Below are 23,369 nucleotides of genomic sequence, written 5' to 3'. Positions count from 1 at the left end.
TAAAAAATGATTGTTATGTCCACCACATTAACAACGTACCTCACATTCGGCACTAACTGCCGTGAAGCAATGAATTTTTACAAAAGCGTTTTCGGAGGAGAGTTGCAGATCATGACCATGGGTGAAGCCCCGGAAAGCGATAAGCAACCCGAGGCCGCAAAGGACCTGGTGATGCACGCATACCTGAAAGCACCAGGGTTTGAACTCATGGCATCCGACAGTATGATGGGACAAACACCGGCAAACGGGAATAGCGTTACACTTGCATTGGGCACCGACTCCAACGAAGAATCGGAAAGACTGTTCAATGCTTTATCTGCCGGAGGCAAGGTTACAATGCCGTTGGCAGAAACCTTCTGGGCGCACCGCTTTGGTATGTTTACCGATAAGTACGGAATCCCCTGGATGGTAAGCTTTAACAAGCCTATGTAACCAGGTTATCTTTTAAAGAGACGATAAACTTTACAGCTGTTTACTTTCCGGGACATCAGGAAAATAAACAGCTGTATTTTTTCTTTTTTCTTCCTGAAAAAAGAAAACAATCCTCCTCCCCGCAATTCATTTTTTTTCTCTGCTGCAGGCCGGAATTCCGGATCGTTGGTAACAATCTGGTCAATGATCTTTTTGCAGGCGCCCATATCTTCCCTGGCCTCGTAAGCCAGCGCCATAGTATATCTTACAGCAGAAGCTTCGGTATCCCATGCCCAGTTATTAGCGGCGTAAATATTCAGGCATTGGGTGGCGTAAGACAGGCATTCATCATATTCTCTGTTACCAAGATAGGCTTCCGCCAGGAAAGCGTATACGCCAAACCGGTAGTTCGGTGCATTATCCGCTGCATCGCCGGAAGACATGATCTGCAGCGTGTGTAAAAGGTCGGCAATAGCGGCTTTGAAGCGGCCCAGTTTTAACGCGGCCTTTCCCCTGAAGTAATAGATCTTCATCTGTGAAATCACCGGCAGTTTAGGAATGCCGCCAATGGAAATACGGTTATTGATAGCGCCGATACAATGCTCATACTGTGCATTGTCAAAATACAGGTACATCAGGTTAAAGTAAGCGTCGCTGTCGTCGGGCTTTTCCACCAGGTGCGTTTCCAGTGCCTGTATGCGCTCATTCAGGTCGTCTGCACTGTTGGTCCGGATAAACGCGCGCCCGGTTTTAATACGGTCGATGTTATAGATAATGGTTTCACGATCGTAGTCTTCCAGCGATTCCATATCCTTCACAATCCAGGTATTGTACTCTTCCAGTATTTTTTCATAGAGATGCAATGCCTCAGGATGTTTCTCCAGTGCGCACAGGTCGTCTATCATTCTTTCATGGATAGACACATAATACATGAGCGGTAATACCCCGGTGAAGTTGTCCAGGATGGTTTGCCGGTCGGCAATGGCCTCTGCCAGTTTTCCCATGCTGTGATACGCATCTGCCCTGGATTCCAGTTGTTCCCAGAAGGGCGACATATTGTAGCCTATTGTATGTACATGCGCCGCTTCCACGAAGATGCCGCCTTCATATAAAGCAATGCCATAGTTGTTGCAGCACATGGCGAAATGGTGAGGATGACCGGCATAGGAGCTGCCTGAATTTTCATACCAGTAGGCATGATAAATATCAAATGCTTTTTTATACAGGAACCGCTTCAGCGCAGCAGTCGCCTGTTTTACCCCGTTATCATTTTCCAGCTGGATAATCTCGGTGAAGATAACACCGGCTGCGTACCAGTCGTACGGGATGTTATGCTCCACTTCAGGCCAGCTTTCAGGGAACTGTCCGTTTACCTTATAGCTGGTGAAATACCACCTTACCATGCTGAACGGATACGGTTTAATGGCCAGTGATTTTTCATACCAGGGCAGCGCTTCATGATAGCTGCCGATATTAAAGAAAGCAGTAGCCGTATAATGATAAAAATAGGCCTCCTCCGGGTATTCCGAAATAAATCGTTTGCCGGTGGAAATCTGTTCAAGGGTGCCTTCATCATCATCGTTCCCGAAAAACTCCGGCCAGAATTCAGTGGTGCCTTTGCAGAACTCCCTGGCCAGCGACGCATTCCGTACGCCATCGGCAAGCAGTTGCTGAATATGCCGGAGCAAACGCAGCATATCTTCCTTGGTATTCTCTCCTGAGGAGATCATTACCTGCAGCATGCTGGCGGCAAACTCATAATCTGCCATATCAAGGGCAAACCATGTGGTGGATAACAGCCGGTTATTAAACACGGTGCATTCAAAAGACCGCTTATAGTATTCCAGTGCCGCCGGCCGGTTTTCAGTATGGTAATATACATCTCCGATACGGGTGAAGCACTGAAAACGCGCCACATTCAACTGTGGCAGGTCATCTGCATACAACGATTCATATACCTGCAGATTATGGTGCATATCTGCCAGCGCCTTGCCGGTTTCATTCTTTAACACCCATACCTGGAAGCGGTATAATAATGCTTTGGTAGTTAATTCTTCATCGCCACCGGCAATGAGTATATCACAATCGCTGATGGTTTCATCTCCCTTGTCGGCCATGATATTGGCTCCCATATAAGCGCGGTGTACACGGGCCTGAGTATGTGAGGAATCAATGCTCAGCACCTGGCTGAATGCCTCGTAAGCCTCATTATACATGGCGGTGGCAAGGTCCCGGTTATCGGTGGCTTTGGCATTTTCCAGCTGCGACAAGCCCAGCAGCTGCCAGCCCCGGGCCTCTCCCGGATGATCCTGCAGGTATGTTTCAAGTTTGGTAATTGCTTCCGTATACGCCTGTTCATTATACAGCCTTTCCAGTTCGTCTAAATACATATGCGCTTTATTAGGACCTGTAATTTATTAATATTGGGGATGATGATAAATATTTTCTGATAGTTTCCCGCCGAATATATATATTTAAAGACCATTTATTATCAGCCAGAAACTTCAATCCTTTGCCATGAAAGCAATAGCAGTATTGTTATTACTCCTGTGCAACACAGCAGTATATGCGCAGGAGTGCGATTGCAGGAAGAAATTTGATAGTGTACAGGTTTATCTGAGAAAGAATTATGTAGGTTTTATCGACAAAGTAACCCCTGTTACACAGCAGGCTTATACGGCCATGCTTACAAAGATGCGTTTGCAGGCTGCCACCATCAAAGGCGCTACACATTGCCTGCTGCTGGTGAACCGTTACCTGCGCTTTTTCAAAGACCGGCATCTTTCCCTGTACATTGGCTATACGCCGCTAAAGGAAAAAATAGTCCTTACACCCCAGCAGCTCGATCTGCTCCAGAAGCAACCGTTAAGTGGTATCGCCGGCATTTACCAGGCAGGGTCACTGTATAAGGTGGCCCTGGTAAAAAACCTGAGAGGATTGCGTACCTACGCCGCTGTAATCATGGAATCGTCGGTGCCCGGCTGGCAACCTGGCGACGTGCTATTTGAGCTGGCCGCTACCGGGCCGGATAAATTTGACCTGATCAGCTATGCAGAACAACACGTAAATTTTGATACCCTAACCGTTGGGAAGCTGTATGACGGGCTTGCTGCAATGGGTTGGCAAAAGCCAGGGGCGGGACTGCCACAGCAGGCTGCCGGCATAACACCGGAAGTTCCTGCCTTCACCGATATGCCGGCAGCGCCTTTCTTCTTCCGGCAAATAAATGACAGCACAGCCTACTTCAGGGTCAGCAGCTTCGACGCCACTGTTTATCCGCTGGCAGATTCCGTACTGAACGCCAACGATGAATACCTGCGAAGAAACCCCAACCTGGTGATAGATGTCCGTAACGCCGGGTTAGGTGCCGATAAGCTCATTGAACGGCTCCGGCCTTTGTTGTATACCCAGCCCGTGCGGATCACCGGGGCCGACTTTTATGCGACCCCTGATAACATTGCAGCCTGGGGCCATATCCTGGATGAACAAACCGGGAAACTGCCTGAAGAATATGTAGAGCAGATCCGCACTGCCATCCACCAGGGAGACGGGTTGCAGGGCCGGCTGGTAAGTATGGGACCGGATGAAAACATGATCCTGCCAGCTCCGGTGCCCCTACCGGCTAAAGTGGCGGTGCTGATCAATGGTCGCTGCAGTAATACTGCGGAGCAGTTCTTACTGGAGGCCGCCCAGAGCCAGAAAGTGAAACTGATGGGAACACCTACCGCCGGAGCACTGGATTATTCAAATGTAGCGAGGGTGAAATTTACAGCTCCCGATTTCTCGGTTGATTATCCCGTTACCCGCTCAAGGAGAGTGGCTGCTGGTCAGGGTATTGATAATAAAGGGATTCAGCCTGCGGTGAAAATAAATTTTAATGCAGCAGGTTGGCTGGAAGAAGTAGTAAAACAATTTTAATGCAGAAGTCTTTAAGATCTGGTTAACACTTGGATATCATTTAAAACCCATCTTTATGATACAAAGCATATGCTCACGCATATATGAGGGTTTAAAAATAGTAACAATGGTAGAAACGTTGCCTCACAATTCCTTGTGAGGCTTTTCTGTTAAAATAACTTCTGCTGTAAAAGGTCCGTCAGTATGTGTGTAAGCTCACGAAGACTGTTAGGCTTCGTGAGGAAGTACGACGCGCCCAGCTCCCTGGTTTCTTTTTTATCCGACTCATGTGAGGATGTGCTATAGATCACGACAGGAATATGTTTCAAATGTTCCTGCTGCTGTATTTCTGCAAGGAACTGTTTTCCGTCTACCCGCGGCATATTCAGATCCACGAAAATAAGGTCGGGTACAATGTCATTATTCAGCTTCAACAGCGCATCTTCGCCGTTTATAGCTTCGTGGTAAATGATATCTGGCGCCAGTTCTTTTAATACTTCACCAAATATCATCCTGTCATCTATATCATCGTCAATTAAAAGGACTGAGGTATATTTACAACTATCAGGCATATCATTTTGGAATAGAGACAAATCTATGATTTTGTTGTTATTTTATTATCATTATAATTCGGTTTAGTGGTACAGTTGGAATGAAATATGCTAAAAGCCGGTGTGCAACACCGTTTGCAGAACAGTACCCTATAAAAATTAAACAAGCTCAGGCAGATGAATAAATTCTTTATGCAGCTTCCACTTCCAAGGAAACTGATGTTAGTTGCTGTAATACCGTTGGTATGTCTTGTATATTTTGGCATAGCTGTATTCAATAAGCAGAGTGAAGATATAACTACTATCGATAACCTGTTACAGAAAATTACCACCGCTACCACCATTATGAAAGTGGCGGATGAAATTCATATGGAACGCCGGAATAGTGTGAACTATGTATTGCAGACCGGGAGCCTGAATGATCTGCTTACGCAACGCGCCAAAACAGATCTTGCCATCGATGCTGTGAAAGGCAGGCTGCTGGCCAATGATAGCCGTTTCTTCGAATATTCCCTGCTAAATACGCTTCCAAAAAAGAGAAAAGATATTGACAATAAAAGCATGCCTCAACGGGAAGTGCTCGATTATTACTCCAATCTTATTTTCCGCCTCAACGATCTTGCAACCACCAATATCCCTGATATCCCCGTATTGAAAGCGGTACAGCAGGATATGAATGCACAATACCTGCTGGCGCAGATGGCCGCCTACCAGGGAATGATCCGCATGGATATTTATTATTTCATGTTGAAAAAGGAAGTATGGCCTGAAGATTTTGCCCGTGTGGAAAACAATGCTGATATGTACGCCTCCCTGCGGGCGGAACTGGTAGATAAAGCCTCCCCGGCTATTTCAAAGGATTATCTGAAAATGGAGTCTTCCAATGAGATGACCGTTACCAACGATTTTATCAGGAGCACTATCGCCTCCCGGAAAATTGATACCCTTTTCAATGCAGATTCCTGGTGGAATAATTCTTCCTTGTCTGTAGATCAGCTAAAACAGCTGCAACGCTCCGTGATGGACAAGATAAGCAGGGATGCAAAAATTATCTCCCAAAAGGAAAGTGACCTGAAAACCCGGTACCTGCTGGTATTGGTGGGCATCATTGTACTGGTGATAGTATTTATTACTTATACCATTAAAGGTATCACAGACAGCCTCGAAATGCTGCAGGCAGCTGCAGTGAAGATTTCCAGGGGAGTGCCCGGAGCAGCGCCACAGGTACATACAAAAGATGCCATCGGCAGCCTGGCGCGCTCCTTTAACGTAATTGATCAAACCAACCAGGACCTGGCCATGGCGGCAGATAGCATAGGGAAAGGAAACTTCAACATAGATGTGAAGCCACGCAGTGAAGACGATATTCTTGGTAATGCAGTGGTAAAAATGGCGGCCGACCTGAAGGCGTTCCGCTCCAACGCCGAACAGAAAATGTGGATTCAAACCGGGCTTAACCGGGTAAGTGAAACATTGCTCAGTGAAAAGGATATGGAGTCACTCAGCAAAGACGCTTTAACAGATGTTGTACAATACACCGGGGCACAAACGGGCGTTCTGTACATCAGGCATTCAGGCGAACTGCATTTATCTGCTGAATACGCATTATCACCTGCCCACCCGGCCCCCCAGGTTATCGAGGTAGGAAAAACCTTACTTGGGCAAAGTGTATTACAGAAAGAACCATTATACCTTACGGAAGCACCGGATAATTTCCTGCACATTGCAGGTGCTGCAGCTTCCGCACAGCCTGGTTATGTGCTCATCATTCCGCTCAGCCATGCAGGTATCGTGGAAGGCGTAATAGAGATAGGCTCCCTGTTCCCTTTTAAAGAGCATGTGATGGATTTCGCCAAACAGGCAGCAGTAAATATTGCGATCGCCCTGCAAAGCACCAGGAGCCGCACACGCCTTCAGGAACTGCTGGAAGAAACCCAGGCCCAGGCAGAAGAACTGCAAACGCAACACAGTGAACTGGAAAGCCTCAATGTGGAACTGGAAGCGCAAACCCAAAAGCTCCAGGTATCAGAAGAAGAACTGAAAGTGCAACAGGAAGAACTGATGCAGTCGAATGCAGAGCTGGAAGAAAGAAGCCGGCTCCTGGAAGAGAAAAACCAGATCATCGTAGAACGCAACCTGGATATACATAAAAAAGCAGAAGAGCTGGCGCTCAGCACCCGGTACAAATCAGAGTTCCTGGCAAATATGTCGCACGAGCTGCGCACCCCGCTGAACTCCATCTTATTGTTATCAAGGCTGCTTTCTGAAAATCATGACGCCAATCTCAATGGCGACCAGGTGGAATACGCACAGGTGATCAACAGTTCAGGTAAAGGCCTGCTCACCCTGATCGATGAGATACTCGACCTTTCGAAAATCGAATCCGGTAAAATGGAACTGGAATTTACCCAGGTATCCATTTCAGATATATGCTCCAATATGCAGGCACTGTTTGAACCTATAGCAAAAGAAAAAGGCCTGCAACTGCAGATACATAAAGATGCCGGCATACCTGCCACTATTGAAACAGACCAGGTGAGGCTGGAACAGATACTTAAAAACCTGCTGTCGAATGCGCTGAAGTTTACCGCCAAAGGATTTGTACGGCTGGATGTAGTGGAAGGAGAAGATCTGCAAACTATCCGTTTTTCGGTAAAAGATACCGGCATTGGTATCCCGGCAGAAAAACAACAGGTGATTTTCGAAGCCTTCCAGCAGGCAGACGGATCTACCCGGAGGAAATATGGAGGCACCGGCCTGGGACTGTCTATCAGCCGGGAACTGGCAAAACTGCTTGGCGGGCAGATCGCGGTGAAGAGCAATGGCAGGGATGGAAGTGAATTTATAATCACAGTTCCTATAATGCGTAAGGAGGTAGTGACTGCGGGGCAGCCTTCCGTATTGCCGTCGCCGGTAGTGGAGGACCTGGAAACAATACAGAAGAAGAGATTCCTGTCACCTACGGTGCCGGAAGATGTGTACGATGACCGCGGACTTATTGAAACCGGTGATCCGGTGATCCTTATCGTGGAGGACGACACTCATTTTGCAAAGGCACTGCTTGATTTCACCCATGCAAGAGGATATAAAGGAATTGTATCTGTTCGGGGCGATGAAGCTGCGGAGTTGGCGCGCCTCTACAAGCCTATCGGTATCCTGCTGGATATACAGCTGCCAATAAAAGATGGCTGGCAGGTAATGGAAGAATTGAAAAACGATCCGGCCACCAGGCCGATACCGGTGCATATCATGTCTTCCATGGAAGCAAAAAAAGAAAGCCTCCTGAAAGGTGCAGTCGACTTTATCAGTAAGCCGGTAGACCCGCAGAGCATGCAGCTGATCTTTGAAAAAATGGAATTCGTATTGCAGCGCTCCACCAAGAAAGTATTGATCCTGGAAGAAAATGCCAAACATGCAAAAGCGCTGGCTTACTTCCTCAGTAACTACCAGGTAAATTCAGAGATCAGCAATAATGTGGAAGATGGTGTATCGCTTTTGCAGCAGCAGGATGTTGATTGTGTGATCCTCGACATGGGTATTCCCGATCAGCGGGCCTATGAAGCGCTGGAAATGGTTAAGGAAATAAAAGGACTGGAAAATCTTCCCATTATCATTTTTACCGGCAAAAGTTTATCGAAGGCAGAAGAACAGCGTATCAAGCAGTATGCAGATTCCATTGTGGTGAAAACGGCCCATTCCTATCAGCGCATGCTGGATGAAGTGTCGCTGTTCCTGCACCTGGTATCAGAAAAAGCACCGGCAGCTCATACAGGGAACGGGAAAATGGGCGTACTGAATGAGGTGCTGAAAGATAAAACAGTACTGGTGGCAGATGATGATGTGCGTAATATCTTCTCCCTTACCAAAGCGTTGGAGAAACACCAGATGAAAGTGTTGTCGGCCATTGATGGTAAAGAAGCTTTGGAGCAGCTGAAAGAACACCGGGTAGACATAGTGCTGATGGATATGATGATGCCCGAAATGGATGGGTATGATGCTATTGCTGCCATCAGGAAACAACCCGGGCTGAGAGCATTGCCGGTAATTGCCGTAACAGCAAAGGCAATGATGGGCGACCGGGAGAAATGTTTGCAGGCAGGCGCCTCCGATTATATTTCTAAACCTGTAGATGTGGACCAGTTATTGTCGTTGCTACGGGTATGGCTATACGATAAATCCATGAAATAATATGATGGAACAGAAACTGGTATTAATTGTAGATGACGATGCCCGCAATATTTTTGCATTAAAAGCGGTGCTGAGATCCAGGAATATTCCGTCAATAGCTGTTGGCACCGGTATGGAGGCAATAAGGCTGTTGTCCGCAGCCCATTCGATAGGAGCGGTATTGATGGATATTATGATGCCCGATATGGACGGTTACGAAACCATTGCCGCTATCCGCGCGCTGCCCGGAAACAACCGCCTGCCGCTGATAGCAGTAACAGCAAAGGCAATGGTGGGCGATCGTGAAAAGTGCCTTGAAGCGGGCGCCGATAATTATATTTCAAAACCGATTGATGTAGATGAGTTATTGTTACAGCTACAGCAATATTTATCAGTATAAATGTGAGCAGGAACCCGGTAAGTGAACAGGAAGTATCCCTGTTGCTGAATGACGTACTCGAAAGATATGGATATGATTTTACAGAGTACGCTCCCGCCTCTATTAACCGGCGGGTAAACCACCTGTACCTGACCGACCGTTTCCCCAGCTTTGCTGAATACCGCTACCGCATTATTTCCGATCCGGAATATGCGTTACGGTTTGTAGAAGAGATTACGGTAAATGTAACGGAAATGTTCCGTGACCCTTCTTTCTACCAGGCATTGCGCACCCAGGTATTACCGGTGCTGGCCACCTATCCGTCTATCCGCGTATGGCATGCAGGCTGTTCTACCGGGGAAGAAGTATACTCCTTTGCTATCCTGCTCAAAGAAGCCAAACTACTGCACAAGGCGGTGATCTATGCAACAGATATCAATGCCGGCGTGTTGGAAAAAGGCCGTAAGGGAATGTTCCGGCTTTCACAGATGCAGCAATACTCCCGCAACTATATGGAAGCAGGGGGCAGGGAAGACTTTTCGTCGTATTATACGGCCAACTATGAATATGCCAAGTTCCGGGAAGATCTTGGCAGGAAGATCATCTTCTCCCCGCATAACCTGGTAACAGATGGCTCCTTTAATGAATTTCAGCTGATCATATGCCGCAACGTGCTGATCTATTTTAATAAAAAACTGCAGGACCGGGTACTCACACTGTTCAGCGACAGTCTGGAGCAGTTAGGTTTCCTTGCACTGGGAAGTAAAGAAACCCTTAACTTCACCAGTGTGGCCGACAGGTTCCGGCAACTGGAGAACCGGGAAAAAATCTGGCGGAAGGTGCAGTTGTAATACTAAATAAGTAGTTTATGAGTACAGCACCGTATTTATTTGTAATAGGTGGTTCAGCCGGTGGGCTGCAACCTATTTTAACACTGCTGCCGGGGCTAGTAGCCTCGCTTCCCGCAGCCATTCTGATCGTTTTACACCGTCAAAGCCATTATGAATCTATATTAACAGACCTGTTATCTACCAGATGCTGCCTGCCGGTAGTGGAAGCGGCGGAAAAGGAGCCCTTGCAACCGGCCACTGTTTACATTGCACCGGCAGATTACCATCTGCTGATAGAAACCGATCATACTTTTTCCCTGGATGATTCGGAAAAAGTGAATTTCAGCCGGCCGAGCATAGATGTTACCTTTACGTCTGCAGCGTTGGCCTACGGAAGCAACATGACCGCATTACTGCTTTCCGGCGCCAACATCGATGGCACGGAAGGCCTGATAGACGTACATAATGCGGGGGGAACCACCGCCGTGCAGGACCCCGCCAGCGCGGAAGTGGATTATATGCCAAAACAAGCTATCATGCAGGCTCCTGTTGACATTATCCTGCAACCGCAGGAAATGGCGGCTTTCATTAACCGGATGGCAGGGGTATGATTATTGAAAGGCCATTGTAAAAAAAATACAGGGGGCGGTATCCAGCATTGCCCACTGGGTTTAATGATTATGCTGTATGATCTTAATTGTAGATGATAAGCCGGAAAATATATTGTCTATCAGGAAAACCCTGGAACTTTACCAGTTCGAGGTAGACACTGCATTGTCCGGTGAAGAAGCGTTAAAAAAAATATTGAAGCACAACTATACGCTCATTATCCTGGATGTGCAAATGCCCAGCATGGACGGCTTTGAAGTAGCTGAAGCATTATCAGGCCATAGTAAAGCCAAAGACATTCCCATTATATTCCTGTCGGCCGTAAATAAAGACAAACGTTTTATTGTAAGAGGATATGACTCCGGTGGTATTGACTACATTACCAAACCCGTGGATCCGGATATACTCCTGATGAAGGTGAAAACATTTTCCCGCCTTTACCAGCAGTCCCAGGAACTGAAGCAAATGCATCAGTCGCTTAAGGAAGAAGTAGAAGTAAGAAAGCTCGCTCAGGAAGCCCTGATTGCACATCAGCAGCAGGTGAATGATATGCTGGAACAGAAAGTAAGGGAAAGAACAGAAGAGCTGAGGGAGATCAATAAATCGCTGGAAGCCAGTAACCATGATCTGCAGCAGTTTGCATCCGTAGCCTCCCATGATCTGAAAGAGCCTCTGCGTAAAATCCAGCTTTTCGGAGCTATTTTAAGAGACCGCTTCCTGCAAACAGACCCTAACGCCCTCTCTTATATGGAAAGGATCGTTAGCTCCTCAGAACGCATGGCAAGGCTTATCAACGACCTGTTGAGCTATTCACGTTTATCCGTGGCAAGCATAAACGAAATTACCGACTTCAATAAAATTATTGAGGAGATCCTGGTAGACCTGGAATTGATGATCACGGAACGGAATGCGGTCATCACTGTGGAAAAAATGCCTCAGATTGAAGCGGTTCCGGGGCAAATACGCCAGGTGTTTCAAAACATCATCAGTAACGCACTGAAATTTTCCCGCAAAGATGCTCCTCCCGAAATAAATATTTCCGCCGATACGGTAACCGATCTGAATCCGGACAGCGCGGCCTTTACGGAGGGGCAATATTGCCGCATCATTATCCGCGACAATGGTATCGGGTTCAATGAAAAATATCTCTCTAAAATATTTACCATCTTCCAGCGCCTCCATACCTCCGATCTTTATGAAGGTACGGGCATCGGGCTGGCTATCGCCAAAAAGGTAATTGACAAGCATGGCGGCCTTATTACCGCCAGGAGCAGGGAGGGAGAGGGCTCCACCTTTATTATTGTGTTGCCTCTTAAACAGCCCAGGACCATACCTGCCGAAATGAGCGAAGCGTTGTTGTAAGCCCCTTCCCCCAACTTTTCAGCTTGATCCCTTAAAATTTATGGACATCCCCGAACTTTTCAGCTTGATCCCTGATCACGGGCAGCGGGTATCTGCATAAAAAAAGCCCGACACTGAGTGCCAGGCTTTACGGGTGGAGGATAACGGGCTCGAACCGTTCACCTCAAACATGCCATGCTTGCGCTCTACCAGATGAGCTAATCCCCCGTTTATTGTTGTTCGGGATGCAAAAATATATTTTTTCCTGTAAACACCAACATTTTATAGAAAATCTTTGAAAATTCCTTCCACGGTTTCTTTCAGATCCTTTAGCAGTAAGGGTTTTCGTAATAATTTAACTACCATGGGATTGGCATTGGTACGGGTAATATCGCCATAATCCAGTGAAGAAGATACCATTACGATATGGCATTGCGACTTGATCTTCTGGGGATAGGAGTCAAAGGCCTGCAGGAATTCAAAGCCGTCCATCTCGGGCATCTGTATATCCAGCAGGATAACGGTAGGCGGAATTTTGGGCAACGCGATGTTGGAAGACAGGAATTCCAGTGCCTTATTGGCATTGGCAAATGATATCACGGTTCTGCTGATTTGTTGAAATCCGATCAACTTTTCATGCAGTAACAAATCAATCTCATTGTCATCAATCAATATGACTCGCAGGTCAGGTATCGAATTCATTTCTGTTAGGGATGGTAATTTCAAATTGGGTGCCTTCGCCATATTTGGACTCTACGTTAATGGTGCCACCTATTTTACTAAGCGCTTCCTTAACAATATACAAGCCAATACCACTACCAGGTTTATTATTATTTTTGGACCGGAAGAACATCTTGAAAATATTATTGAGATGCTCGCTTAAAATTCCGATACCATTATCACGTATGCAGATGGTGGCTTTATGCGGTTCTACTTTAACAGACAGATTAACCATCGGGTTGGTCTCTTCCGGTTTCTGGTACTTAACAGCATTTGAAATAAGATTGTTTAAAATAACGCTGATCCTGAAGGTGTCGCCCCTGAAATCCACTGCCTGGTCTACATTCGTCTGAAAAAGGATCTGGGTGTTCTGCGGTTTGAACGCAGTGATGCAGTCATTTAGCAGTGTATTGAAGTCTATCCTTTCATATTCTACTTCCAGCCGGGAATTGCGGTAGTACTCGATGATCTTCTGGATAAAATCATCCAGCTTTAATACACAGGCCTCTACCATGTTCATATAACCGTTGGGATCCACTATCGAATTATCCAGCCTGGATAAATTGATAATACCCAATACAGACATTAGGGGAGAACGCAGATCATGGGAAGTGGAATAAATGAAACGGTTCAGTTCATCGTTCGTTTTCTCCAGCTCTTCTATCTTCTCCCGCAGTTGTTTGCGTGTACGGTATATCTCGTAGGCATTGTTGATGGTTTTATGCAGCTCATGCTCATCCCAGGGCTTCTTGATATAGGAATAGATATGTCCTTTGTTAATGGCGTCTATAATATCTTCCACATCCGTATAACCGGTCAGCAGGATACGCATCGGGTCGGGCAGCGTATCTTTTATTTCATTGAAGAATTCCACACCGGTAGATACTGGCATCTTCTGGTCTGCAATGATAATATGCACCATGATCTCTTTCAGCAGCAGTTTACCTTCCTGCGCTGAAGTAGCCGTATAAATCTCATAACTTCTGCGGAAGCTCGCTTTGAACGCATTCAGGTTATGAATCTCATCATCTATGTATAATATTCTTATGCGGTTTTCTTTCATTAAAAGACCTTATGGTTAATTACGATAAATGATTAGCGATATTAAGAGGTAAATATATAATAAATTCCGCTCCTTCGCCAGGGGCTGAATGCACGATAATCCTGCCTTTATGCTTCTCAATGATACTGAATACAATAGATAATCCCAACCCTGTGCCTTCCCCTACATCCTTGGTGGTGAAGAAGGGATCAAAGATCTTTTCCCGTACAGCTTCCGACATACCGATACCCGTATCCTTGATTGTAATAACAATGAAACTGTTTTCCTGTTTTGTTTTTATGGAGATGAATTCGTCGTGATGTTCTTTCTTGGATTTGATCGCGTTCAGTGCGTTACTGAAAATATTCATGAACACCTGGTTTATTTTACCGGCATAGCACTCAATTTTTGGCAGCTCTGCATAATCTTTTACAATGTTCACATAAGGAGGAATGGCGTTACGCAGCAGCACCAGCGTGGAGTCCAGCCCTTCATGGATATCGATGGACTTTACCTCGCTCTCATCCAGCCGGCTGAAAGTACGCAACCCCTTCACTATTTCCGCAGTGCGCGTAGCTCCGTCTTCTATTCCTTTGATAAGAGAGGAAATTTCTTCGTGGATATAATCAATATCAATCTCTTTTTTGAATGCTGCAATTTCTGCGAGCGACCTGGATATATCTGTACTTCCCGGCAATTCGTCATAACGGTTCAATAATTCTCTCAGATCGGCAATATCCAGTTTCAGCGGTTTGATATTGGAAGTAACAAAGTTGATCGGGTTATTGATCTCATGGGCAATACCAGCTGTGAGCTGACCAAGCGACGCCATTTTCTCCTTCTCCACCAGCCGGGTTTGGGCATCTTTGAGGTTGGTTAACGCATTGTTCAGCTCCAGGTTGGTGGCCTGCAGGTCTTCTGTTCTGTCTTTTACTTTACTTTCCAGGATGATGTTCTGTTCTCTTACCAGTCTTTCATTTTCCTGTGATATAGCCAGGGCCATCTGCTGTGAGGCTTCTTTTTCCGCTTTGAATACATTGATCTTATGTGCCAGGGCAAACGACAGCAGCAATACTTCTATACCCGAACCGATCTGCAGTGCGTAGTAGGTAAAGTTATTATAGGGCAGCACATTGAAATTGCGCAATACGAAAATGAACACACTGCTCAGGAATACAGACCATGCCAGCAGGAAGTAACGCGCGTCTCTCACTCCTTTCAGGCTGATGCGCCAGGCAACAACAAAGGCCATCGTCGACGCCAGGAAAGCATCCAGTTGTACAAATATCTGCGCAAACGTGTACATGTTCAGGAAAGTAGGGATCAGGCAAAGCAGGTACAATATATTCACTGCATTCATCAGCCTGTGTCCCAGCAGGTAATTCACCCTGGTGGAAAGGAACTTCTGGATAAATGTCAGCGCGGTAATCCCGTTGAATATCGGTACCAGTACGGTGGCATGCATGGCGAGCCACGGATAGTTGGGGTACAGGAAACGGAACGAATATCCCTGCAGCGTTACCTGGGTAAGACCCACACAAATGATGTAGCTTACGTAAATAAGATAACTATTGTCGCGGGTAGATATAAAAATGAAGAGATTATAGAAAGCCATTGCAAGGATAACGCCTACGTATATACCAAAAATGAGCTCCCGTTTGTTGTTTTTTTCATAAACGCTTTCCGGCGTACCCAGGTAAATGGGCAGCTGCAACTGCTCTCCTGCTTTAACTTTCAGGTAAAACTGCCTTGTTTCACCAGGCAGCAGCCGCAGGGGAAACTGGTAGTTCTGATGATCATATCCCCGGTTCTTATAGGCGGTGAATTCTCCCAGCCGGGTTTGTTTAATGGTGCCATCGGGCTTCAGTTCATACAGTGTGATGTCATCAATAATCGGGTATTCTACTTCCAGCAACAATTTTTCTGACTTCGACTGGTTGTTGATGGAAAATCTTGCCCACTGTGTATATGGAGTGATCTGCAGATTAGGTACGTCCTGTTTGGAAATCCTGAAAGGCTGCATAGGAGCGGAGGCGATGGTGAGGGTATCTGCCTTATCGGTATACAGTTCCAGGTAGCCGCCTATCTGTAACAGGGATTTGCTGTTTTTATATACAACGGGTTGCGCCGTTACATGGAACAGGGATATCAGGGTAAAGATTGACCATAAACCTACAATCTTATACAGCATCACGAAAGAGATTAGTTATCAGGCTTGAATTTATGTGTTTTTTCAGAAATACTGTCCCGTTAATTGCTTACAGGGCAGAGTGGGCATGTGTGGGAATCCGGAGGCTGTAGTTTACCTCATAGGAACCCTTCGGGCCCACTTCTATTTTAGACTGTATAGGATTTTCACGCAGATCTGAAATCAGCAGTTTCTCTTTCGGATCGGCATGAGGCAGGTCGAAACAATCGTTGATCACCATCGCAGTGGCCAGGAAGTCGTCTTTCGGGTAAAAGAAGGTACCGTTGTTGCCCAGTGATTCATCTATAACAAAACCAACGCGTTTCCCCACGCGTGTAGTAATGGGTGCGCATAATACATGATAGGTATCTATTGGTAGCTGCGCACCCAGCACAACGCCTACTCTTGCCAGTACCTGGCTGCCGATGCCCATTCCGGCCACTTCCTTTGAATTCCACATCCCGCAGATCTCAGCACTGCCTTTTTTTACATAAGAATATATTTTTGGATCGTATTTGCCTATCGCCGTTTCAATGGGTAGTGGCAACACGCCGTCAGCAAGCTGTACGCGTGCCCCACCATATGTTTTGGTACGTGTGTCGTCCTCCACTATGATCACTATCGTGTTCTCGTGTTGCATCCAGTCAGCACTGCCGGATGTCACCTGGGCTATGCCGAAATAAATTTCCAGCAACTTCAGGTGACCGGTATAAAATCTCATGCAAGCCTCAGGATCATCCGGAGCCCTAAATACCCTTACATTAATCATGACATTGCGGAATAGCGCTTATACAAGGCATAAGTATGTTAAACAATCAGCTGCTCAAAATCAACATAATACCTGCCTGAACTCTTTAACTGATCCAGGGCAATACGACGGCATGTATCGGCCACCAGCGCCCCGCCAAGCACAACGGAAGAGGCGAGCTGAGGCCAGGTGGTAATGGTTTTGCCAATCTCGCCCAGGGAGTATTTCATCCTGGCCGACGCATTTTCAAGGGCCAGCATAGGACTGAAGACCGGGAGTTTCTCCGCATCCGTCAGCCCTTTTAAGGTGTCGATATTCACCTCCGGTATCAGGCCATGCATCAGCGGCCTGTCCGGCTCAAGATCAAAACGTTCAATATCTATCATTCCTCTGTCGTTCATCTCCATAACAACAGGAATCTTCAGGGATTTGGCCTTTATCCTGCTCAGGATTTTAATATCCACACCGTCACATTCTTCCACAAAAATATCCAGCACGCCGCCGGCCGTAAAGAAGTCATCCATATTGGCTTCAGTCATGCCGTCTTCATAGATCTTTACTTTGATAAACGGATCCAGCTCTGCAATTTCGCGGGCTGCGATCACCACTTTGGGCACCTGCAGGTTATGTATCCCGCAACGGATCCTGTTCATATTGGTCAGCTCCAGCCTGTCAAAATCTGCCAGCCTCAGCTCCCCGCAAATACGCTCCATTACCAGGGTAAGCGCGATCGACTGCCCAACAGACAAGCCAACAATGCCAATCTTCTTTTTTGATAATACGGCAATTTCTTCAGCGGTGATCTTATGCTGGTTCCTGCTGGTACGTAATTCAATAAACTCAGGTTCATTCACAATATGCACTACCTGGCCGTTCCACGGGTAATATACCCATACTCCAAATTCTTCCGGGGAAACCCCATCGAGATAGGCCTGCACCTTTTCATCGTATTCGGCAGCAGTCAGGCGCTTTGTAGGATTCCTGATTTTCATCAGTTCCCTCAGCTGAGAATCGATATGGTCGTTAATACGTAGGTGCGGACGGGTTTTCAGAAGGCTTTCGAAGGACTGACGATCTTTTTCGTCTTTCAAATCATAAAAAACAGGCTTGTAGTCATTGCTCTCTTCCTGTTGTTTCCTGAGGTACTCTTGTATCATGTTTCCTGCTTTATCGAGGTTGGACCAGGTTTGCTTGCACTGGATTACGCTATATTATCATTATCGTTGTGTAAAGCAATTCCTGTTGCTCTTAGTATTAGCTTAAAATTTAATTAAAATGTGATCGGTTATTACGTTGGCGTATTGGCGGGTTAATGAACAGGTCTTTGTTTGCCTGCCAGGCCCGGGATAAATATATCTGGCATCACACAATCAATTACAACTCATCACTGTAATCAAGATATGAATGTAAGGTAAAATAGTAATTTAATGTGAAAACAAAGTAAAAGTTTTCCTTTATTTTGATATTAAATTCCTGTTTTTATACTTTTACCTTAGTTTTAATATTACTTTTCATCTCTTCCCACCAGCGAGATTTGGTTTAATATTTGCGGCTTTTCGCCACCTGACTCAATCTTTATTACTCAATAATATATTTAAATAATAAAACATGGATAAGAGAGAATTTCTCAAGCTTACCAGTCTTGCCGGCGCCGCGGTTCTGAGCGGGCCATTGAGCAGCCTGGCCACTTCTTCTGTGTCCGGACGGCCGGCCTTTGCCGATCCTAAAGCCCCCTTCGTGCTTCCTGCGCTGCCTTATGCGTATGATGCCCTCGAGCCTCATATCGACAAGCTTACTATGGAAATCCATCATGATAAGCACCATGCGGCCTACGTGAAAAATCTGAATGATAATCTCGCCGGTACTGCATTTGCCACCTTATCGCTGGAACAGATCCTGAATAAGGTAACGGATAAAGACAAAGCGGTGCGCAACAATGGTGGCGGGCATTATAACCACTCCCTTTTCTGGACGCTGTTGTCGCCTACCAAAAAAACGCCTTCCGATAAGCTGAAATCGGCTATCAGCAGTGCTTTCGGTAGTTGGGAAACCTTCCAGACGAAGTTTAACGATGCCGCCAAAACTGTGTTCGGATCCGGTTGGGCATGGCTCATTGTAACACCGGAGAAGAAACTGGCCATCATCAACACCCCCAACCAGGATAATCCGCTGATGCATAATATCGTAAAAGATAAAGGCACCCCCATCCTGGCGCTTGATGTTTGGGAGCATGCCTACTACCTGAAGCATCAGAACAAACGCCCGGAATATATCGATGCTTTCTGGAACGCAGTGAACTGGGATGAAGTGGAGAAGCGCTACAAGGCAGCTGTATAGCGAATTTTGTCTTGGAACACTGATTACGCTGATTTTGATGATCTCATTGATATCTTTTTGAAGCGTATAAAATTAAGGGAGATAAAAGCGATATCCGCTTATATCTCCCTTCAATTTTTATAAAACCAAAAGTAAAATCAAACTAATCAGCGTAATCAGTGTTCCAGGACAAAATCCGATCTATTTCCGCTTCAGGAACACAAACCCGTTCTTTTCCCCGATCACCTCCAGGTTAGGGTGGTGCCGGTAAGGCTCACTGTCTGTGATACGGCAAATGAAATAGGCCGGTTTGTCTATTGGCCCGTTCAGCAGCCAGTCTTCATTATAATAGTTCTTATTGGCATGTGGCTGCTCCCTTGAATAGTAATGCTGTGCATAACTGTGGTAGGCTAACGCTTTCACATATACGTCTTTTCCCTGCAGGGAAATAAAATAGTCGATCGCGGCACGTTGTGAATATGCCTCTACTTTGGGCACGAAGTGGACTACCGTAACCTGTATCACCAGTATAGTACTGGTAAATAAGCACAACAGCCCTTTGGTGAGCTGTTTACGCATCAGCAGCACGCTGCTCACTATCACCAGTATAATATAACCCACACCATACCCCGCTTCCAATACAGACCAGGGCACATCCGCCTGAAGGTTGGCCACGGCAAATTTGTCGCCGATGTAGGGGATCAGCATGTTTTTGTAAACTCCTACCAGTGGCAATGCGGCAATCGCAATTCCCAGTACTGTTCCAATGAAAAGTATCAGGGCTGTGTTCCAGCCGCGCAACCGCTGCCTGCCTTCGGATAGCTGGTATACTTGCCAGGCGGCCAGGAATGACAAGGGGAAATAACAAAGCGAGGAATAGTGTACAATCTTGGTTTTTACAATGGAAAAAAGGATCAGTACTACCCAGAATAATACCCACATCCAAACCTTGAAATCCTTTAGCTCGATGGCAGCAGGAGTGGAGTAGATGGTTTTTTTCCTGCTTTGCAGATAAGTGAAAAGGAAGGTGCTCGCCGGGAAACAACCGATCAGTAACACAATCCAGTGATAAAAGAACGGACCGCCATGACCTGCATCTTCAGTAGTGAGCAGGCGGATCTGGTAGGCCACAAACTCATTCACAAACCACCAGCCATGCGCAATAATTTCATACCCGAACCATAGCAGGGTAGTAATGCAGGCAAACAAGGCAATTAATCCTATATGGGAAAACCGGATACTGATCTTTCCTTTATTCCAGATCCAGTACACCAGCAGGCACAGCAAAGCTACCAATATGGCCACCGGCCCTTTAGTTAATACCGCCAGCCCCAGGAACAAACCGCTGAGAATGGCCATACGGAGAGGTTTGCTGTTATATCCTATACGGTATGCAAAGTAGATGGCCAGGAAAATGAAAAAGTTGAACGTCGGATCTATGATACCGGATTTAAAATAGAAATGCGGTAGCCAGGAACCGGCATACACCAGGGCCCACCAGAAACCGAATTTTTCATCCACTGTCTTTTTACCGATAGCAAATAAACTGATCAGCGTGGCTATACCTATGATGGCATTAGGGAAGCGGGCGGCAAAATCATTGATCCCGAAAAGGTGCATGCTGGCAGCCTGCATCCATATAAACAAAGGGGGCTTTTCCCAGAAAGGACGGAAATCGATCTGCACCTGGCTGTAATTGTGGCTTACTATCATTTCCCGGGCTGCCTCTGCAAAGTTGATTTCATCCCAGTCAAATAAATGTACAGCCCCTAAAAAAGGTATAAATAGTAAAGCGGCCACCAGGGCAATCAATAGGTATTTCATTGAAAGTATTTAAAAAATTGGATGACGAGCGGTCCGCTTACCGGCCGCTCGCCCTATACCTTGCTATGTTGTGGCATTGGCCTGCAATAGCGCCTCTGCACATACTTCCGGCGATGACGTGGTATCCCGGAATTTAAAAAGTCCATATACAATAACAGTACTCAGTGTGCCCACGATGCTACCCACATAAACATCTACAAAAAAATGCTGCGCCAGGTAAATACGGGAATAACCAGCGCAAAGCGCCATTACTAATAACAATAATCCCAGCTTTTTATTGCGCCCGATAACAGCAAGGAAGCTGAACATACCAAATGCAGCAGCAGAGTGACCGGATGGAAAACTGCAGCTGCTGTGTACATTTACCCACTTTACCGTATGCACCAACGTGGCCGTTTCATCGCCAAAATAGGAAATGGGCCGGGGTGCATTATAATAATGTTTGGCCACCTGTACAACAATAGTTACCAGCAGCAGCACGGCCAGCCCGATAAAGAATAGCCTGAACCGCTGGGTAACCAGCATCAGGAACAGCACTATCCCAAACATAATACCATCACCGAGGTAGGTTAACCCGGTAACAATTACATCTCCCCAGTCGGAATGTTCCCCGTTTATACTGAGAAACAGGTCCCGCTGACTGTAGGTTGTTAGCATTACTCCGCCTACTATTAGCCATAGCAGGAAGGGCAGAAAGAACCAGGAGTTCTTTCTGAACAGTGTAAACAGCGTTTTCAATTTTGTAGGTTTTAAATTGTAGGTTGCTAAGTCTTAAATCTCTTTAAGAACTTCTTTCTTTCTAAATCTATATAAGAACTTTTTTATTTGCTGAATAACGCGAAAATAGTATTCTTTATTAAAAAGCTGCGAATCATTCATAGCCTTAACAATAAGGAAACCTGCAATGGGAAGTAATACCATGTTTGATAGCCACATCCCCGACCAGGTGAACATCACGCCATTTCTGGCCATCTTTTCACCGATCATGAAAAATACATTGAAAATCACGAAAAAGATCACGGCAAACACCAGTGGGGTGCCTAATCCGCCTTTCCTGATAATAGAGCCCAGCGGGGCGCCTATCAGGAACATGACGATACAGGCTGCGGCAAGGGTAAATTTACGCTGCCATTCCACTTTGTGCATCAGGATCACACTATGTTTATCTTCAAACTCCTGGGTAGGTTGTTCAAGGGCGCTCTGGGTTTCACGTACATTCTGTTCTGCCCTGTCCAGCACATTACGGCGGCTTTTCTCCGGTATGATGTCTTCAAAATCCTTTACTTTCAACGGAGGGGCGCTGGCTGCCCATGCGGAATCTTTCCATTTAAAGAATGGGTAACGTACAGTTACATACGCATTTACCGTTTTGCTGAACTGGTTCTCCACTTTCTGCAGGGAATCTATGGCTACATCCAGCTGCCTTACGTTCAGCATCTGCTGGTTGGATGCAAAAAGATCCATATTAAGGCGGTTGAAAGCAAATGAGCTGAGGTCAAACGCCTTGCTGTATTTTTTAAAACCAAGCCTTATCATGTCGCCCGGAACGGTGTATCCACGGTTGTTCCGTTCCTCATATCTCCACCCGTTGTCCAGGATAAAATAAAGGAAGCGTTTATTGGCAGTAAGCACCATCTGTCCTTTTTCGGCAAGGATGATCCGGTCGCCGCCACCACTCTGGTGATCGAAGATCATCACCTGGTGGATGGTCTGGTTGTCTTTGTCCTTTTGCGCCACCTTGATGGTATAACCGGGAATATCTTTATAAAACACACCGGCTTTGATGTTAAAGGCGGGTTTGGAATTGGTAATGTCGTAGAGCAGCGATTTGGCCTGCAGGTTGGCCACCGGGATCACATAGTTGGCAAAGAGAAAGGCCAGGAAAGCGATAACGGAGCATACCAGCAGCAGCGGGCGTATGAAACGTAACAGGGAAATACCTGAAGATTTTAATGCTACCAGCTCAAAACTCTCTCCCAGGTTACCAAAGGTCATGATAGACGATAGTAATACCGCAAGGGGGAGGGCCAGTGTTACCAGCGTAGCACTGGTATAAGCGATGAGCTGGATAATTACACCCGTGTCAAGGCCTTTACCCACCAGGTCGTCCACATATTTCCAGAGGAATTGCATTACCAGTACAAATAAGGTAACAAAAAAAGTGGCTACAAAAGGACCCAGGAAGGTTTTTATAATTAGCTTGTCGAGTTTTTTCACTGATAATGCGGTATTAAAAAAATGGAATCCCGATCTTCGTATTCTACTGGTCAGGATACTCCTAAACGGTAAAGTTAGCACGATTTCACAAAGGAGTGTTAAGGAGAACCTGAAAATACCGTTAAAATT

18 protein-coding genes and 1 tRNA gene are annotated in these 23,369 nt (G+C 46.1%); 8 read left to right on the top strand and 11 right to left on the bottom strand.

Annotation, left to right across the window (positions count from 1 at the left end; translation table 11 throughout):
• Positions 1-15 precede the first annotated feature (15 nt).
• A complete protein-coding gene (locus ABIE50_RS00370; protein WP_209857002.1) occupies positions 16-432 on the top strand; it encodes a VOC family protein in 417 nt (138 codons plus the stop codon).
• Between the two features lie 5 nt (positions 433-437).
• Here the strand turns inward: ABIE50_RS00370 and ABIE50_RS00365 are convergent, their stop codons facing one another.
• Positions 438-2,801 carry a hypothetical protein gene (locus ABIE50_RS00365; RefSeq protein WP_209857003.1) on the bottom strand — a complete coding sequence of 788 codons (2,364 nt, stop codon included), beginning with the start codon at positions 2,799-2,801 and terminating at the stop codon, positions 438-440.
• Positions 2,802-2,928: 127 nt separating this feature from the next.
• Here ABIE50_RS00365 and ABIE50_RS00360 point away from each other — a divergent pair, with 127 nt between their 5' ends.
• Complete coding sequence (locus ABIE50_RS00360) at positions 2,929-4,329, top strand: S41 family peptidase (RefSeq protein ID WP_209857005.1); 1,401 nt, start codon at positions 2,929-2,931, stop codon at positions 4,327-4,329.
• 149 nt (positions 4,330-4,478) lie between these two features.
• Here the strand turns inward: ABIE50_RS00360 and ABIE50_RS00355 are convergent, their stop codons facing one another.
• Positions 4,479-4,901: a response regulator gene (locus ABIE50_RS00355; RefSeq protein ID WP_142685700.1), complete on the bottom strand. Its 423-nt coding sequence runs from the start codon at positions 4,899-4,901 to the stop codon at positions 4,479-4,481.
• A gap of 135 nt (positions 4,902-5,036) precedes the next feature.
• Here ABIE50_RS00355 and ABIE50_RS00350 point away from each other — a divergent pair, with 135 nt between their 5' ends.
• The 5 genes from ABIE50_RS00350 (at position 5,037) to ABIE50_RS00330 (ending at position 12,206) form a co-directional block, all read left to right on the top strand.
• Positions 5,037-9,047: a response regulator gene (locus ABIE50_RS00350; RefSeq protein WP_209857007.1), complete on the top strand. Its 4,011-nt coding sequence runs from the start codon at positions 5,037-5,039 to the stop codon at positions 9,045-9,047.
• Position 9,048: 1 nt separating this feature from the next.
• Positions 9,049-9,426, top strand: coding sequence for a response regulator (locus ABIE50_RS00345; RefSeq protein ID WP_209857009.1), 378 nt, complete (start codon positions 9,049-9,051; stop codon positions 9,424-9,426).
• Between the two features lie 2 nt (positions 9,427-9,428).
• Positions 9,429-10,256, top strand: a complete 828-nt coding sequence (locus ABIE50_RS00340) for a CheR family methyltransferase (RefSeq protein ID WP_209857011.1) — start codon at positions 9,429-9,431, stop codon at positions 10,254-10,256.
• Positions 10,257-10,273: 17 nt separating this feature from the next.
• A complete protein-coding gene (locus ABIE50_RS00335; protein ID WP_209857013.1) occupies positions 10,274-10,846 on the top strand; it encodes a chemotaxis protein CheB in 573 nt (190 codons plus the stop codon).
• A gap of 76 nt (positions 10,847-10,922) precedes the next feature.
• On the top strand, positions 10,923-12,206 hold the full coding sequence (locus ABIE50_RS00330; protein ID WP_209857015.1) for a hybrid sensor histidine kinase/response regulator: 1,284 nt from the start codon (positions 10,923-10,925) through the stop codon (positions 12,204-12,206).
• Positions 12,207-12,340: 134 nt separating this feature from the next.
• Here the strand turns inward: ABIE50_RS00330 and ABIE50_RS00325 are convergent.
• The 6 genes from ABIE50_RS00325 to ABIE50_RS00300 form a co-directional block, all read right to left on the bottom strand.
• Positions 12,341-12,413, bottom strand: a tRNA-Ala gene (locus ABIE50_RS00325).
• 54 nt (positions 12,414-12,467) lie between these two features.
• Positions 12,468-12,887, bottom strand: a complete 420-nt coding sequence (locus ABIE50_RS00320) for a response regulator (protein ID WP_185937227.1) — start codon at positions 12,885-12,887, stop codon at positions 12,468-12,470.
• The gene (locus ABIE50_RS00315; protein ID WP_142685707.1) at positions 12,871-13,968 is read right to left on the bottom strand and encodes a sensor histidine kinase; all 1,098 of its coding nucleotides are present in this window, start codon (positions 13,966-13,968) and stop codon (positions 12,871-12,873) included. Before ABIE50_RS00315 ends, ABIE50_RS00320 begins: the two co-directional genes overlap by 17 nt.
• Positions 13,969-13,987: 19 nt before the next feature.
• Complete coding sequence (locus ABIE50_RS00310) at positions 13,988-16,138, bottom strand: sensor histidine kinase (protein WP_209857017.1); 2,151 nt, start codon at positions 16,136-16,138, stop codon at positions 13,988-13,990.
• A gap of 67 nt (positions 16,139-16,205) precedes the next feature.
• Entirely contained in the window at positions 16,206-16,856 is a 651-nt protein-coding gene (locus tag ABIE50_RS00305; protein WP_354027820.1) for a hypothetical protein, read from the bottom strand.
• Between the two features lie 86 nt (positions 16,857-16,942).
• Positions 16,943-18,040: an Rv1355c family protein gene (locus tag ABIE50_RS00300; RefSeq protein WP_209857022.1), complete on the bottom strand. Its 1,098-nt coding sequence runs from the start codon at positions 18,038-18,040 to the stop codon at positions 16,943-16,945.
• 451 nt (positions 18,041-18,491) lie between these two features.
• On the opposite strand from ABIE50_RS00300, the gene ABIE50_RS00295 reads away from it, so the two are divergent.
• Entirely contained in the window at positions 18,492-19,220 is a 729-nt protein-coding gene (locus ABIE50_RS00295; protein ID WP_209857024.1) for a superoxide dismutase, read from the top strand.
• A gap of 180 nt (positions 19,221-19,400) precedes the next feature.
• Here the strand turns inward: ABIE50_RS00295 and ABIE50_RS00290 are convergent, their stop codons facing one another.
• The 3 genes from ABIE50_RS00290 to ABIE50_RS00280 form a co-directional block, all read right to left on the bottom strand.
• Positions 19,401-21,023 carry an ArnT family glycosyltransferase gene (locus ABIE50_RS00290; protein WP_209857026.1) on the bottom strand — a complete coding sequence of 541 codons (1,623 nt, stop codon included), beginning with the start codon at positions 21,021-21,023 and terminating at the stop codon, positions 19,401-19,403.
• 63 nt (positions 21,024-21,086) lie between these two features.
• Positions 21,087-21,761, bottom strand: a complete 675-nt coding sequence (locus ABIE50_RS00285; RefSeq protein ID WP_209857028.1) for a phosphatase PAP2 family protein — start codon at positions 21,759-21,761, stop codon at positions 21,087-21,089.
• A gap of 33 nt (positions 21,762-21,794) precedes the next feature.
• A complete protein-coding gene (locus ABIE50_RS00280; protein ID WP_142685714.1) occupies positions 21,795-23,240 on the bottom strand; it encodes an LptF/LptG family permease in 1,446 nt (481 codons plus the stop codon).
• Positions 23,241-23,369 lie beyond the last annotated feature (129 nt).

It is taken from the genome of Chitinophaga sp. OAE865, from assembly GCF_040546735.1.
GTDB lineage: Bacteria > Bacteroidota > Bacteroidia > Chitinophagales > Chitinophagaceae > Chitinophaga > Chitinophaga polysaccharea_A.
Note: the sequence above shows the minus strand (reverse complement) of the source record. Positions and strands in the feature narration are given on the sequence as shown.